General features: G+C 63.0%; 15 protein-coding genes. 2 read left to right on the top strand and 13 right to left on the bottom strand.

Annotated elements, in window-relative coordinates:
• Positions 1 to 76: 76 nt before the first annotated feature.
• The 4 genes from BLR85_RS16590 to ltnD all read right to left on the bottom strand — a co-directional run bounded on the left by BLR85_RS16590 (position 77) and on the right by ltnD (position 3,729).
• On the bottom strand, positions 77 to 829 hold the full coding sequence (locus BLR85_RS16590) for a hydroxypyruvate isomerase family protein (protein ID WP_093158605.1): 753 nt from the start codon (positions 827 to 829) through the stop codon (positions 77 to 79).
• A 1-nt stretch (position 830) separates the two neighbouring features.
• Positions 831 to 1,484, bottom strand: coding sequence for a 3-oxo-tetronate 4-phosphate decarboxylase (gene otnC / locus BLR85_RS16595; RefSeq protein WP_093158610.1), 654 nt, complete (start codon positions 1,482 to 1,484; stop codon positions 831 to 833).
• Positions 1,481 to 2,758: a 3-oxo-tetronate kinase gene (otnK, locus tag BLR85_RS16600; protein ID WP_093158615.1), complete on the bottom strand. Its 1,278-nt coding sequence runs from the start codon at positions 2,756 to 2,758 to the stop codon at positions 1,481 to 1,483. The genes otnC and otnK overlap by 4 nt, the downstream gene beginning before the upstream one ends.
• A 65-nt stretch (positions 2,759 to 2,823) precedes the next feature.
• Entirely contained in the window at positions 2,824 to 3,729 is a 906-nt protein-coding gene (gene ltnD, locus BLR85_RS16605) for an L-threonate dehydrogenase (protein WP_093158620.1), read from the bottom strand.
• A gap of 244 nt (positions 3,730 to 3,973) precedes the next feature.
• Here ltnD and BLR85_RS16610 point away from each other — a divergent pair, with 244 nt between their 5' ends.
• The gene (locus BLR85_RS16610; RefSeq protein WP_093158624.1) at positions 3,974 to 4,984 is read left to right on the top strand and encodes a LacI family DNA-binding transcriptional regulator; all 1,011 of its coding nucleotides are present in this window, start codon (positions 3,974 to 3,976) and stop codon (positions 4,982 to 4,984) included.
• A gap of 26 nt (positions 4,985 to 5,010) precedes the next feature.
• On the opposite strand, the gene BLR85_RS16615 is transcribed toward BLR85_RS16610, so the two are convergent.
• The 9 genes from BLR85_RS16615 to napF all read right to left on the bottom strand — a co-directional run bounded on the left by BLR85_RS16615 (position 5,011) and on the right by napF (position 12,617).
• Positions 5,011 to 5,718, bottom strand: a complete 708-nt coding sequence (locus tag BLR85_RS16615; protein WP_093158628.1) for a Crp/Fnr family transcriptional regulator — start codon at positions 5,716 to 5,718, stop codon at positions 5,011 to 5,013.
• 270 nt (positions 5,719 to 5,988) lie between these two features.
• Positions 5,989 to 6,246 (bottom strand): hypothetical protein, encoded by a 258-nt coding sequence (locus tag BLR85_RS16620; RefSeq protein ID WP_093158632.1) that lies wholly within the window; start codon positions 6,244 to 6,246, stop codon positions 5,989 to 5,991.
• Between the two features lie 99 nt (positions 6,247 to 6,345).
• Positions 6,346 to 6,984 carry a NapC/NirT family cytochrome c gene (locus tag BLR85_RS16625; protein ID WP_093158636.1) on the bottom strand — a complete coding sequence of 213 codons (639 nt, stop codon included), beginning with the start codon at positions 6,982 to 6,984 and terminating at the stop codon, positions 6,346 to 6,348.
• Between the two features lie 25 nt (positions 6,985 to 7,009).
• On the bottom strand, positions 7,010 to 7,450 hold the full coding sequence (locus BLR85_RS16630) for a nitrate reductase cytochrome c-type subunit (protein ID WP_093158639.1): 441 nt from the start codon (positions 7,448 to 7,450) through the stop codon (positions 7,010 to 7,012).
• 21 nt (positions 7,451 to 7,471) lie between these two features.
• On the bottom strand, positions 7,472 to 8,395 hold the full coding sequence (gene napH / locus BLR85_RS16635) for a quinol dehydrogenase ferredoxin subunit NapH (RefSeq protein WP_093158642.1): 924 nt from the start codon (positions 8,393 to 8,395) through the stop codon (positions 7,472 to 7,474).
• Positions 8,392 to 9,270 carry a ferredoxin-type protein NapG gene (napG, locus tag BLR85_RS16640; protein WP_093158645.1) on the bottom strand — a complete coding sequence of 293 codons (879 nt, stop codon included), beginning with the start codon at positions 9,268 to 9,270 and terminating at the stop codon, positions 8,392 to 8,394. Before napG ends, napH begins: the two co-directional genes overlap by 4 nt.
• A gap of 51 nt (positions 9,271 to 9,321) precedes the next feature.
• On the bottom strand, positions 9,322 to 11,814 hold the full coding sequence (gene napA / locus BLR85_RS16645) for a nitrate reductase catalytic subunit NapA (RefSeq protein ID WP_093158648.1): 2,493 nt from the start codon (positions 11,812 to 11,814) through the stop codon (positions 9,322 to 9,324).
• A gap of 15 nt (positions 11,815 to 11,829) precedes the next feature.
• Positions 11,830 to 12,111: a chaperone NapD gene (locus tag BLR85_RS16650; protein WP_093158653.1), complete on the bottom strand. Its 282-nt coding sequence runs from the start codon at positions 12,109 to 12,111 to the stop codon at positions 11,830 to 11,832.
• Complete coding sequence (napF, locus tag BLR85_RS16655) at positions 12,108 to 12,617, bottom strand: ferredoxin-type protein NapF (protein ID WP_093158658.1); 510 nt, start codon at positions 12,615 to 12,617, stop codon at positions 12,108 to 12,110. Before napF ends, BLR85_RS16650 begins: the two co-directional genes overlap by 4 nt.
• Positions 12,618 to 12,976: 359 nt before the next feature.
• Here napF and BLR85_RS16660 point away from each other — a divergent pair, with 359 nt between their 5' ends.
• The gene (locus tag BLR85_RS16660) at positions 12,977 to 13,717 is read left to right on the top strand and encodes a metallophosphoesterase (protein ID WP_093158662.1); all 741 of its coding nucleotides are present in this window, start codon (positions 12,977 to 12,979) and stop codon (positions 13,715 to 13,717) included.
• The last annotated feature ends 1,041 nt before the right edge of the window (positions 13,718 to 14,758 follow it).

A 14,758-nucleotide genomic window follows, 5' to 3' on the forward strand; every position in this document is an offset into this window, starting at 1 on the left:
CGCGCGCGGTGATCCATCGACGAAAAGAGCCGGCAACGCGCAGCTGCCGGCTCCTTTCGAAACTTCGGACCTTGCGTCAGCCCTTCATCCAGCCGAGGCCCTCATCCGTCGTGCCACGCGGCTTGTATTCGGCGCCAAGCGGGGCGTCATAGCCGAGGCTCGCGATATGGGCGAAGATGTGGTCGTAATTCACCTCGCCGCAATCGGGCTCGGTGCGCTCGGGCACGCTGGCGAACTGGATATGGCCGATCACCGGCAGACGGTCCGTGAGGCGCCGGGTCAGGTCACCCTCCATGATCTGAAGGTGGTAGCAGTCGAACATCAGCTTGATATTCGGCGCGCCGACTTCCTTGATGATCTCCACCGCCTGCGCGGAGGTGCCGAGGAAATAGCCCGGCGCGTCATGATGGTTGAGCGGCTCGATCAGGATGGTCTTGCCGAGCTTCGCCGCCTGTTCGCAGGCATAGCGCAAGTTGGCGACGAAGGTCGCGTGCGCTTCCGGGCCTTTGGCGAAACCGGCCATGACATGGACATTCGGCGTACCGATTACCTCGGCATAGGCGAGCGCCTGATCGATGGCCGCCTTGGCCTCAGCCTCGCGGCCGGGCAGCGCGCAGAGCCCGTTTTCGCCGGGATTGCCGCGCACGGTGTTGAGGCCGAGCATGGTCAGCCCGGTCTCCTTGAGTGCGGCGGCCACGTCTTCGGCGGGCGTCTCGAAGGGCCAGTGACACTCGACTGCGTCGAAACCGGCGGCCTTGGCGGCGCGAACGGCATCGGGGAGGGAAAGCTCGGTCCACAGGAAGCCGAGATTGGCGGAAAACTTGGTCATATCAGTCGTCCCATTCGACATTGAACTTGGTCACGAGGCCCTGGATCTGCGCCTCGTTCAGCATTTTCGGAGAGAGCCCGCGCGTGAGGATGGCGAGCTTCGAGGTCTCCTCAAGCTCTTCCATCGCGTAGCAGGCGGCCTCGAGGTCCTTGCCGGCCACGACGGGGCCGTGATTGGCCAGCACCACGGCGGAGCGCTTGCCCGCCAGCCCGCGGATCGCTTCGCCCATCGCCGGATCACCCGGCATGAAATAAGGCAGCAGCTTCACCTTGCCGAGCTTCATGATGCCATAGGCCGTGAGCGGTGGGATCATGTCCTCGGGGTCGGTGTCGGGCAGCATCGAGAGCGCGACCGAGTGGGTGGAGTGCAGGTGCACCACCGCGCCGGTCTGCGCGGGCCGGGTCTCGTAGAAGGCCGCGTGCAAGGCGACCTCCTTGGTCGGTGCGTCGCCGTCGATATGGGCGCGGGCCTCGTCCAGAACCGAGAGCCGTGCCGGGTCGAGACGGCCGAAGCAACTGCCGGTGGGGGTCACCAGCAGCCGCCCGTCTTCCAGCCGCGCCGAAATGTTGCCGCTGGCGCCGGGGGTCAGCCCCCGGTCGTAGAGCGACTTGGCAAAGAGACAAACCTGCTCGCGCAGGCGGGCCTCGGCGCTCACGAGATCTGCTCCAGCTTCTCGAACGCGTTGGTGAAGAAGGTAACCGCGCCAAAATTGCCGGATTTCAGCGTCATGGCGATCTGCGTGTCGCCCGAGCGGCACCATGTCCACGGCACGCCGGGGGCGATTTCCGCGTCGATCTCCATCGCCGTGACGCCGAGCGCCTTGGTCACCGCGCCCGAGGTTTCGCCACCGGCGACGACGAAGCGGCGCACACCTTGAGCCAGAGCGTCCTGCGCCAGTTGCGCCAGCGCGGATTCCACCAGTTCACCGGCCTCGGCGACACCCAGTTCGGCCTGAACCTTGGCGACGTCTTCCGGCTCGGCGGTGGCATAGATGATCTTGGGCGTTTCCGGATCCTGCGCAGCCAGCCAGTCGCGCGCGGCCTGCGGGCCATTGGCGGCCAGGTCCAGCGGGTCAAGCTTGTAACCTGCCGCCTTGGGCAGGTAATCGGCCACCTGCGCGCGCGTCATCGCCGAACAGGAGCCGGAGAAGACGATGGATCCCTTGCCCACCTGCGGCGCGGATTCGCGCTTGGCAGCTTCGGTGATGGAGCCTTCGCGCAGGTAGATGCCGGGCAGCGGCATGGCGACGGCGGAACCGCCGGTCATCAGCTTCATGTCGTGGCAGGCCTCGGCAATGATGCCGAGATCCTCGTCGGCCACCGCGTCGACGACGACATGCGCCACGCCCTGGGCCTTCAGCTCGTCGAGCCGCGCCTTCAGCGCCTCCGGGCCGCGCGCCACGGTCAGGCGGTTGGCGAGCCCCACCTTGCCCGTCACTTGCGGCTCGATCAACCGCATCAGGTTGCTGTCGCGCATCGGCGTCAGCGGGTGGTCTTTCATCGGGCTCTCCGCCAGCGGCAGCTCACCGACAAACAGGTTGCCCATGAAAATCGCGCGGCCGTTTTCGGGGAAGGCCGGGCAATAGATCGTCTGCTCCGCCCCGATCTCGGCCATCAGCGCCTCGGCCACAGGGCCGATATTGCCCTCTGCCGTGCTGTCGAAGGTCGAGCAATATTTCCAGAAGAACCGCTCCGCGCCCGCACGGCGCAGCCAGTCCAGCGCGGCGCGGGTCTCGGCCACGGCCTCGGCCACCGGCACGGTCCGGCATTTCAGCGCGATCACCTCGAAGGCGGCGACATCCGCGTCTTCCGGCGCCTCCTCCGGCACGCCCATTCTGAGCGACACTTTCACGCCGGAGCGCGCAAGCAGCCCCGCAAGGTCCGTCGCACCGGTGAAATCATCGGCAATACATCCAAGAACCACGCCCATCGTGCTCTCCATCCCTTCCGTTTGGAACCATCCGGGCCGGAAGCGCTCCGGCCCGGCATGGTCAATCAGTCTTCAACGCCCGGCAGCTTCACGCCGGCTTTCTTCGCCAACAGCTTTGCCACGGCGGCATCGTCCTCGCGGCCCATCCCGGCGGCGCTCGCTTCCTTGAAAAGCGCCAGCGCGGTGTCCGAGAGCGGTGTCGGACAGCCGTCACCGGCCTCCGAGACCACAATACCCAGATCCTTCACGAAGATGTCGACAGCGGAATGGGGCGTGTAGTCGCCATTGACCACATGCGCACCGCGATTCTCGAACATCCAGGAGTTGCCGGCCGAGCCGGTGATCACTTCGTAAAGCGTTCCCAGATCGACGCCCATCTTGGCGCCGAGCGTCATCGCCTCGGCCATGGCGGCAATATGAACGCCGGCCAGAAGCTGGTTGATCATCTTCACCCGGCTGCCTGCGCCGCAGGTGTCGCCCAGACGGTAGATACGACCCGACATCGCCTCCAGCGCCGGCATCACGCCGTCCAACACGGCATCCGGCCCCGAGGCCATCAGCGTCGTCTCGCCACTGGCGGCCTTGCCCGAACCGCCCGAAGTCGGCGCGTCGATCGCCTTCATGCCGGCGGCTTCGAGGCGAGCACAGATGTCGCTCATCGCGCTCGGCGGCATGGTCACGCATATTACGAAGGTCGTGCCCGGCTTCGCGGCCGCGACGGCCCCGTTCTCACCGAAAAGAACCGTCTCGGTCTGCGCCGCGTTCACGACGAAAACCATGACGAGATCCGCCTCCGCCGCGCCCTCGGCCGGGGTCGCGGCACGCCGGCCGCCCTCTGCCACGAATTTCGCCAGCGCCTCTTCGCGGATATCGACAGCGACGGTCGGAAAACCCTCGCGCAAGAGCGAGACAGCGGCTCCCCAGCCGATCGAGCCGAGCCCGATCACGCAGGCATTCAGTTTTGTGGACATTGCATTCCTCCTGGATTCCGGGCGCAGGCCCGTAACGCCCCGGACCGCGCCGCGGCCCGTTTGAACGACCTGCATTGGCGCCTCCGCAGCGTTTCGGCGATCTTCGTTGGATGTCGCCTTGGTATCGATACCGGTACCGATACCTTGACGCTGGACCGACTGTCAAGATTCAAGTATCTGTCAACAAAGACTGTCGCGACGGCCCCTGCCGGAGCGCGCTGGCGGGAGGCGAAAACAAGAGCAAATGGCTGGCAAAAGGCTGACCCTGGCAGATGTCGCACGGGCTGCGGGCGTCTCCAAGATGACCGCCTCGCGCGCGCTGCGCGATGCCGGAGACGTTTCGCGCGAGAGCGTCGAGAAAGTGCAGCGCGCCGCGCGCGAGATCGGCTATATCGGTAACCCGATCGCCATGTCGCTGTCGAGCCAGCGGACCAACCTCGTTGGCGTGGTTGTCCCGAGCGCCTCCAATATCGTCTTCGCCGAGGTTCTCGCCGGCATTACTGAAGCGCTGTCCGACAGCGGGTTCCAGCCGGTGATCGGTGTGACCGATTACGATCTGGACCGAGAGGCCGAGACGATCCGGAGCATGTTGTCTTGGCGGCCCGCCGGGCTGATCGTGACCGGGCTCGACCAGCCCGAAGCGGCGCGGCGTCTGCTCGAACATGCTGGTCTGCCGGTGGTCCAGATCATGGATACCGACGGCACGCCAACCGATGGCTGCGTCGGCATCGCCCAGACCGACGCCGGCGCCGCTATGGGACGGGCGCTGTTGGAACAGGGCCGGCGCCGCATCGGCTATATCGGCTGCGACCTGGCCGGTGACACACGGGCCACCAAGCGCTGGCTGGGGTTCGAAGCCGCTCTGGCCGAAGCGGGCGTACCGCTGGCCGGTACGCTGGTTGCGGACCGGTCATCTTCCATCGCTGCCGGACGCCAGTTGACCGCCGAGTTTCTGTCGCAACATACCAATATCGACTGCATCTACTATTCCAACGATGACATTGCCGTCGGCGGACTGTTTCACTGTCTCCATGCGGGGATACCGGTTCCCGAGGAGATCCTGCTGACAGGGTTCAACGGCCTGGACCTGGTTGAGGCGCTGCCGGTTCCCATCGCAACGACGATCACGCCGCGCCATGAGATCGGCTTCAAGGCGGCGGAACTTATCCTCGCGGCAGCCGAGCGACGCAGCACCCGCGTGGATACGCGGATCGAGCTTCCCACGCGGATCGAAATGGCGGCGGGCTTTCACTAACGGCGAGCAAGGCGTTTCGCGCGGGGTTACGGCGTTTTCTTCAGCTGCACGGACGTATTGTCCTCGGCATAGCGTCGGAGCTGCGCGACATCATTGATAGTGGCGAAGGTTCCGGAGATCCGCACACCCACGGAGCGCAGGCGCGTGAAGGCGCGGGACAGGGTTTCAGGCTTCATGCCCAGCCGCCCGGCAATCAGGGACTTGTCATACGGAAGGGCCACGATGGCGCTTTCGGCGTGAGGATCGCAGAATTCGAGCAGGAACCGGGCGGTACGCTCCGCGCCCGTCTGGGCCTTGAGCTGTTCGAGCTGCGACACGAGCGTGTGCAGGTGAACGAAACTCGAGGCGAGGATCGTCTCGGCAATCTCGGGGTCGCTGCGCATCAGCTCACGCAAGGCGCAGATCGGGATCTCGACGATTTCGCAAGCCGTGACGGCCTCGGCCGACACCGGGTAGTCGCTGCCGCGAAACGCGACAGCCTCGCCGAAGCTCTCGCCCCTGGAGAAGACATGCACCACCGTTTCATCGCCGCCCTGCGTGATACGGAAGAGCTTCACCCAACCTTCAACGATGATATGAACCGCATGCGCCAGCTCCCCTTGCAGGAAGAGATATTGCCCCCTGTCGAACACCCGCCAGTTCGACCGATCCAGGATTCCCGCCGCGGCCTTATCCGGAAAACCCTTCAATAACAGAGAGTTGCGCGCAATTCTCTTGCGGTCTTCGTCCTGCATCCACCCTTCCCCGTACGGATCGCGCGGCACGCATGCCACCGCTCCAGTTTCCTCCGAGCCTTGTGGTGCCATGGTTCCGGGGAAGTTTCCAGTGACGGTGAAGATTTCGGCGGGAAACGTCACGTATGTCCGGCCTTCCCTGCGATACGCGGAAAGGGGGCCGTTATATGGCTTGGATCTCTGGTTAAGGCGGTCCGGTCCGCTGCGCAGATCGGACCGCTTCAGGCTTTCAGGGAGCGCTCGGCAGCGCGCCCCGCAAGGTGCCTCGGGTCAAACGGTGGCGCCCCTGACCCGGATCGCTCTGCCCACGCAGCCGGCCACGACACCAACACAGATGGCGATGGTCAGTTCCAGCGGCTCGGCCTGAGAAAAATCGAAACCGGCAAAGATATAGGTTTCGATGACCCCGATCACTGCGCCGAAAATGGCGGCCAGCAACAGGTTACGGGTCATCATGCCCAAGGCGAGGCCGAAAATCCCGGGCAGGCTCAGGATGTTTCCGGCAATGGTTCCGAGGATGTCCAGCATTGTCCAATCCTTCTCGATTTCTGTTCAACTGGCGCCAGGCGCCGTATCTGGTCCATGGCCGGCCGGGCGCCCCACCGGGGGCCCGGCTGCCCGACGATATCACTTGGCGGCCTCGATCCCCTCGGCGATCAGCTTGTATTGCTCGAGATAGTCGGCCGGCAGGCCATGCGCGATGCCCTGGTGGCAATCGATACAGGTCTTGCCTTCGTCCAGCGCCTTCTGGTGATCCGCAGCAGCGCGGGTCTCCTGAATGGTGAAATCCATGTACTCGAAGCTGTGACAGTTGCGACATTCGCGCGAGTCGGTCGTCTTCATCTTGGTCCAGACCGACGTCGCCATCTTGAGGCGATGATCCTCGTATTTTTCGTCGGTATCGATCGTGCCGATGATCTCGTGATAGAGGTCCTTGCTGGCCATGATCTTGGCCTTGACCTTGTACTGCCACTCATGGGGTACGTGGCAATCCGGGCAGGTCGCGCGCACGCCGGAATGGTTGTTGTAGTGAATGGTCTCCGTGTACTCGTCCCAGTTCTTGGTCATCGAGTGACAGCTGGTGCAGAACTGCTCGGTGTTGGTCTCTTCCAACGCCCAGTGGAACCCGCCCCAGGCCATTACCCCGCCAAGGAACCCCGCGATCAGCAGGAAACCGAGGCTGAGCACACCGCTCGGGCTCCAGAACCCGTTCCAGATGCGGCGAATGAAGCCGGGCCGCTTTTCGTTCGAACTGTTATTTGCCATGGCTCGTCTCCTTCCCGTTCCGGGTTCAGCGCGCGACCGAAGGCACGAAAGCGTTGTCGACGAGCGCCGGAGCATTGACCTGCGGCACGTGGCACTGGTTGCAGAACCAGCGGGTTCCGGCCACCTGATCCATTTCATGGCCATCGCGGTCGAGATAATGGGTCATCGAGAGGGTCGGCGCACTGCGGTCGCCGGCATTGCTCCAGTCATGGCAGCCAAGGCATTGGTTGGCCTTCAGGTCGATCTGGTACTGCTCGACCGAATGCGGGATGAGCGGTGGCTGCTGGCGGTATTCGCGGTTGAAGCGCTGCGTATCCTGCTGGAACACCTGATCGAGAACGACCGGTTCGTCGATGGCCGCGCCGCGCAGCGAGGTCAGCCCGCCCGCGGATTGGGCCAGGCCGATCCCGGCCAGGGTCAGGGTGGTTGCGGCGGCAAGAATGCCTGCAAGGACCGGCTGTCTCATGGTTGCTCTCCGTTCATCGGTTCACGCTGCATTTCTGTTCGGCGATTCCGGGTTCGAAACCGCATCTGACGGGGCCTCGACACGGGCGTCGAAGCGGTGGGTAAATCTGAAGACGTCCATCGCGCAGACGTCGATGCACCGCCCGCAATTGGTGCAGTCGGGCGAGAGGATCAGCGGCGTCACATCGGCCTTGCCCTTCAGCGCGGGCGAGATGACCTGATTTTCCGGGCAGACTGCGTAGCAATCCATGCAATCGTCGCAATCGTCGCGCTTCACCGCGCTGATCCGAAGCAGGCTCTTGGTGCCGACAAGGCTGTAGAAGGCGCCGACGGGGCAGACATGCCCGCACCAGCCGCGGCGGGCCACGATCAGGTCGAAGACGAAAACCGCCGCGACCATGGCCCAGACGAAGCCCATGCCGAACACGAGGCCGCGATGCACCATTGTGACCGGGTTCACCACCTCCCAGGCAATCGTGCCCGTCAGGGCCGAGACTAGGAAGACGGTGGCGAGGATCCAGTAGCGGGCGGAGCGTTTCGGCTGCCAGCCCTTCTGGAGGTTCAGCTTGTCGTGCAGCCAGTGCGCGCCATCAGTCACCGGGTTGATCGGGCAGACCCAGGAACAATAGACCCGCCCGCCGATCAGCGCATAGACCACGAGAACGATCAGTCCTCCGATGAGCGCGGTCGTCTCCGGCCAGTGGCCGGCGGCCATCATCTGGCCGAGGATCAGCGGATCGTTCAGCGGCAGGAAATTGAAGGTCATCGAACCCGCAAGGTTCCCCTTCACCCACCAGATGCCGAACCACGGCCCCATGAGGAAAAGGAACAGGAAGAAAGCCTGGCTGATGCGCCGCAGCACGAGATATTTATGCGCGCCGAACCAGCCCTTCACTTCCAGCGCTTCCTGTCCGACGGGGAGATGGACCTTGCCCTTGGTGCTCATCGCGTCACCTCCGGCAGCTTGAAGACCGGATCGAAGCCGCCCTCGAATGCGCCCTCCGGCGTGGAGGGCAGCCCGTCCACGAGCCCTTCGATATAGCCTCCCGGTGCGGCCAGGTTGTCCGTGCCCGGTCCGGGCAGACGGTCGGGCAGGTCGATGATGCCTTCGACGACCGGCGCGCCCTTGGCGTCCTTCTCTTCCCAGCCGAGCCGGTAATGCTCGCCCGGAGCGCCGCGCGCCAGACGCACCGGCAGCACCTTGATCGCGGGCTCGGGCAGGACGCATTTCTTTTCGCAGATCCCGCAGCCGGTACAGGCATCGGCATGCACGATGGGCGCAAAGATCGCGTGATGGCCGGAACGCGCGTTATGGATCAGGTCGAGCGTTATCGCCTCGTCGATCATCGGACAGACGCGGTAGCAGACATCGCAACGCAGCCCGAGATAATTCAGACAGTTCTCCTGGTCGACCAGCACCGCGGTGCCCATCTGGGCGTCCTCGATGTCGGTCAGCCCCTTGTCCAGCGCACCGGTCGGACAGGCGAGCACGCAAGGGATGTCGTCACACATCTCGCAGGGAACATCGCGCGCGGTGAAATAGGGCGTACCCGTCGCCGGGCCGTCTTGGCCGAGATCGGCCAGCACCAGCGTGTCATAGGGGCAATCCCGCACACACAGCCCGCAACGCACGCAAGCCGCGAGGAAGGCGTCCTCGTCCAGCGCCCCCGGGGGCCGGATGGCCTGATCCGGAAGCGCCTTCGCTTCGCGCGCCACATAGGCCAGAAGCGAGCCCGCCACCGCGCATCCCGCAGCCATGCGCGCGCTGTCGGTCATGAACCGACGGCGATCGATATGCTTTGGCTTTGCAGCGGTGGCCATGCTTTTGTCCTGTTACCCGGTGTGAGCGCGCGTTTCCTGAATGCGCAACCTTCAGGCCCGTTCGACCTTGCAGGCGCATTTCTTGAAGTCGGTCTCTTTCGAGAGCGGGCAGGTCGCATCGAGCGTCAGCTTGTTGGTAAGCTGGCCCTCGTCGAACCACGGCATGAAGACGAGCCCCTCGGGCACCTTGTTCCGACCACGGGTTTCGAGCCGCGAATTGACCTCGCCGCGGCGGGTGGAGATGACGATCTCCTGTCCGCGCCGCAGGCCGCGCGCCTGTGCATCCTTCGGGTGCATGTAGACCACGGCCGCCGGGAAGGAGCGGTGCAGCTCCGGCACGCGGCGGGTCATCGAGCCGGAATGCCAGTGCTCAAGAACACGACCAGTGCAGAGCCAGAGGTTGAATTCCTCGTCCGGCTCTTCTGCGGCGGGCTCGTAGGGGGCGAAGATGATATTCGCCTTGCCGTCGGGCTTGCCGTAGAACTTCACGCCCTCGCCTTCCTTGACATAGGGGTCATAGCCCTCGCGGAAGCGATAGAGCGTCTCCTTGCCATCGACGACCGGCCAGCGCAGGCCGCGGGCCTGATGGTAGACATCGAAGGGGGCGAGATCGTGGGCATGGCCACGGCCAAAGGCGGCATATTCCTCGAACAGGCCTTTCTGGACGTAGTAGCCGAAGTGGTCGGATTCATCGTTGTCGAAGCCCTCGGCGGTTTCGGAGAGCGGGAACTTGTTCACCTCGCCGTTTTCGAACAGCACCTCGTAAAGGGTCTTGCCGCGCAGCTCGGGTTTCAGCGCCAGAAGCTCTTCGCCCCAGGCCTCCTCGACCGTGAAGCGCTTGGAGAATTCCATCACCTGCCAGACATCGGATTTCGCATCACCCGGCGCCTTGACCTGCTGGCGCCAGAACTGCGTGCGGCGCTCGGCATTGCCATAGGCGCCTTCCTTCTCCACCCACATCGCGGTGGGCAGGATGAGGTCCGCCGCGAGCGCGGTCACTGTCGGGTACGGGTCGGACACGGTGATGAAGGTCTCCGGGTTGCGATAGCCCGGATAGCCCTCCTCGTTCATGTTGGGCGCGGCCTGCATGTTGTTGTTGCACTGCACCCAGTGGCATTTCAGCTCGCCATCCTTCAGCTTGCGGTGCTGCAGAACGGCGTGGAAACCGGGCTTGGGCGGGATGGTGCCAGCGGGCACGTTCCAGGCTGTCTCGCAGATCTCGCGGTGCGCATCGTTCGCCACGACCATGTCGGCCGGCAGGCGGTGGGCGAAGGTGCCGACCTCGCGCGCGGTACCACAGGCCGAGGGCTGGCCAGTGAGCGAGAAGGGCGAGTTGCCCGGCTCGGAGATCTTTCCCACGAGCAGGTGGACGTTATACATCAGCGAGTTCACCCAGGAGCCGCGGGTGTGCTGGTTGAAGCCCATCGTCCAGAGGCTCATTACCTTGCGGTTCGGGTCCGCATATTGCTTGGCAAGGCGCTCAAGCTGCGCGACCGGAACACCGGACAGCTCGGAGACATATTCGGCGGTGTATTCGGAGACGGCCGCGGCATATTCCTCGAAGCTGATCGGGGTCAGCTTGCCGGAATCCGGATTGGCCGCTGCCTGTTGCAGCGCGTGCTCGTCGCGCAGGCCATAGCCGATATCGGTGTCGGTCTTGGTGATGTTGACGTTCCTCTCGACGAACTCCTTGTTCACCAGGTCGTTCGAGATGATGTAGTTGGCGATATAGTTCAGGATCGCCAGGTCCGTCTGCGGCTTGAAGATGATGCCGTTATCGGCCAGTTCGAAGGAGCGGTGCTCGAAGGTGGAGAGCACATGCACCTCGCAACCCGGCTTGGTCAGGCGCGTGTCGGTCAGGCGCGACCACAGGATCGGGTGCATCTCGGCCATGTTGGAGCCCCAGAGCACGAAGGTGTCGGCATGCTCAAGGTCGTCATAGCAGCCCATCGGCTCGTCGATGCCGAAGGTGCGGATGAAGCCCACAACGGCAGAGGCCATGCAATGGCGCGCGTTCGGATCGATATTGTTCGACCGCACGCCCGCCTTCATGAACTTGGCGGCGGCGTAGCCTTCCCAGACCGTCCACTGGCCCGAGCCGAAGATCGACACGCCCGCGCCGCCCTTCTCCTTGAGCGCGGCCTTCCATTTCTCGGCCATTACGTCGAAAGCCTCGTCCCAGCTCACCGGCTCGAATTCACCATTCTTGTCGAATGCGCCGTTCGACTTGCGCAGCATCGGCGTCGTCAGGCGGTCCGTGCCATACATGATCTTGGACAGGAAATAGCCCTTGATGCAGTTCAGGCCCCGGTTCACCGGAGCATCCGGGTCGCCCTGGGTGGCGACGACGCGGCCCTCCTTGGTGCCGACCAAAACGGAACAGCCCGTGCCGCAATAGCGGCAGGCGGCCTTGTCCCAACGAATGTCGGGCGTGCGCACCTGCGCCACGGCAGGCGCGTTCGGGAGCGTAATGCCCGCTGCGGAAGCCGTCGCCACCGCTGCGGAGGATTTCAGGAAAGTCCGGCGAGATTCTGACATGGTCATTGGCTTGGCTCCGGTTCAGATGGTGCAGGGGGTGGCGACCGGCTGCGGCGCGTCTTCGTCGCCCTGCGGGTCCTCGAAATGATGATAGGTCAGCGTCAGGGACAGCACGCCGGGGATCTGGTGCATGTCCATGATCACCTCGGAGGCTTGCTTTTCCTCGGTGTCCTCGACCACGACGATCAACCTGTCGTCTTCGGTTCGGGCATGGACCTCGACGCCGTCCATGGCGGTGGCGATCGTCTCGACGCCCTCCGCCATTCCCGGCGCGGCATGGACCAGGCATCCACAGATATTCATGCTGTCGCCTCCAGTTCGTTCGTTTCCATTCGCGCAAAATCTATCGCGCCTGCCGGACAGGCGGCGGCGCAGGCCCCGCATCCGGTACAGGCGGTCTCGTCGATCAAGGGCCGCGCCCGCCCGCCCGGCTCCAGCCGGAAGCGGATGGCCTGTTCGTCACAAAAATCCTGGCAGGTCCGGCAAGCCACGGCGTTGAGAGAAAGGCATCCTCCCTGAATGCGGGCTACCCAATCCCAATCGGCGCGCGCCTCCTCGGTCAGCGCGCCGGTCTGGCAAGCCTGGATACAGTCGCCACAGAAGCTGCAGGCACCGGATTTCAGGTCGAGAACCGCAAGACCCTGTGAATCCTTGCGAAGGATCCCCTCGGGGCAAGCATCCAGACAATCGCCACAGCCGTCACACAGGCCGGAAAAACGGCTGATCCCGACCGCTCCCGGGGGGCGGGGCAGGTCTGCGATGTGAAATTTCGCGCGGAGAAAGTTCCGGCGGTTCGTGCTGGTGGCCATTGGCTGCCTGACATACCTATCTATTAGTTGCTCAATAAAGTGACAAAGCTGACTCGTATTTGACTATCGTCAAGACTAGCCCCGTCGTGGCGCCCAACTCGCAGGTCAAGTTGTCGCACCAGAATTGACATCAGGGAAATTCGTACCTTCAGACCTGCCTCTTTTGCCGTCCGGATTTCGCAATGCAATCACAGCGATCGCGGCGTTTTCCGGCACCCCGGCGCTGCTTGCTAACGGCTTTCATCAAAGCACTCAGATCACGCCGGGTTCACGCTGCCGGCACCGGGGCGGGATCTGCTGGAAAGTGCCCGCACACAAGGCTACAACGGGAATGCAACTGACTTCGCAAGGCCAAGACTATGCTGTCCAGACTGTTTCGAAAACGGCAGCCCCCGATTGAGTTCCAACCGGTCCAACCGGAAACAGTCATCGAAATCGTTGGTGACGTTCATGGCACAGCACATCTGCTGCGCGCCCTGCCCCCGGTTGAAGATGGAGCGACCCGCGTTTTTGTCGGAGACCTCGTAGACCGCGGAATGCAGTCACACGAGACACTGGAGATCGTCTTCGAAGGCTGCCGGAACGGCGAATGGATCTGCCTGAAAGGAAATCATGAGGAAATGTTCCTCCAGTTTCTTTCCGATCCGAGCAAGGGTCGGAACTGGCTGCGCTTTGGCGGATTGCAGACAATCGCCAGTTTCGACCTCGGCGGGATCACCGAGACCTCCAGCCCGGAAGCACTCGAGGACATCGCATCCGCCATCCGTGATCGCCTCACACCGGGCCTGCTCGATTGGCTGGAAAACCTACCCCATGTCTGGATCAGCAATAATCTGGCAATTGCCCATGCCGGGCTGGACCCCAAGCTTCCGATTTCCCTGCAGAAGGAACAGGTCGCCCTGTGGGGGCACCCGGAATTCGCCAAAACGCCCCGCCGGGATGGCCAATGGGTCGCGCACGGCCATACGATCGTGGATACACCCACAATCCGCAACGGTGTGATCTCGGTCGATACAGGGGCATATGCCACGAACCTTCTGACGCTTGCGCGCATCTCTCCCGACGGACAGATAGAGTTCTCCTATGCGCCACGAAAATAGGCAAAAGGGGCTTCGCGGTGGCCGCAGCCTTAAGAAGCTTTAAGTAGGCAGCCTGCGCGCGAACCCGCGCAATGCAAATTTCGCTCGTTCTTATGTATTAATCTTCATAAGCAGGCGGTTCACCGTCACCCGTCACATTTGTGATATTTTATCTAAAGTCACAAACACCGGCCGGACCTTGCCCTAACCATGCTCACAGAAACCAGCCCGTTCCGACATCCCCTTTCGTCAACGTGATGATTTTTATAAATAATTATTAGAGATCCGAGTTTTTTCGGGGCAAAGGCTACACACATGGGCGCATGGGAACCCTGCCTTCCTCCCGGGTCTGGGGCCATGGCATGTATCCGCCGCCCCGGTTGACAGAATCTCTCAATTTGAAGACAAACGTCGATGAGAGGGCTGTCGCTCTATTGACTTGAAAGTGCGGTATTGCCGACGTTTTGATGACAATCTGAGTGTTCGTATCTGGTGATCGGTCTACAACCCTGCTTTCGGGGAGTCTTGGAAAGCTTTAGCGGTGAGCAGTATTATAGATTCTTTGACTTTGCCCCGCCGCTTGGCGGGTGATTTGCAATCATCAGGCCCGGACATTGGACGATCTGGCGCGGAAACCTCCGGCGCCTCCATTTCTCGTGGCCTCTGGGTTGCAATGCTCAACTGGACTTTCATGTTGCTCGCCCTGCCAAGTCTTATCGGAGCGGTCCTGGTACTTCTGATACTGAACAACTACCGGCTTCTGTGGTTGCCGCCCGTAGTGCAAGGTTTTTTTGACGCTATTGGCGTGTGATCGATTGCGGTCTTCTGTCAGGCCTCGTTTTGCGGCGCATTCAGAAGCCGCGGGCCGGGATGGTGATCAGCGGATCGGATCCACATCTGACGCACGAGCTCTGCGGCTCTGCCGGTAGTACTGGTTTTCCGATCCAGATCTGTTCGATCATTGCGCCCATTCAGGTCATCGCTCTCTCACACTCCCGTCGCTCCAACGTTGGCGGGAAATGGAAAGCTGCTTACGTCGCCCCCAATGCCGGATCCCCATAA

The sequence above is a fragment of the Aliiruegeria lutimaris genome (assembly GCF_900099935.1).
GTDB classification, from domain to species: Bacteria; Pseudomonadota; Alphaproteobacteria; order Rhodobacterales; family Rhodobacteraceae; genus Tropicimonas; species Tropicimonas lutimaris.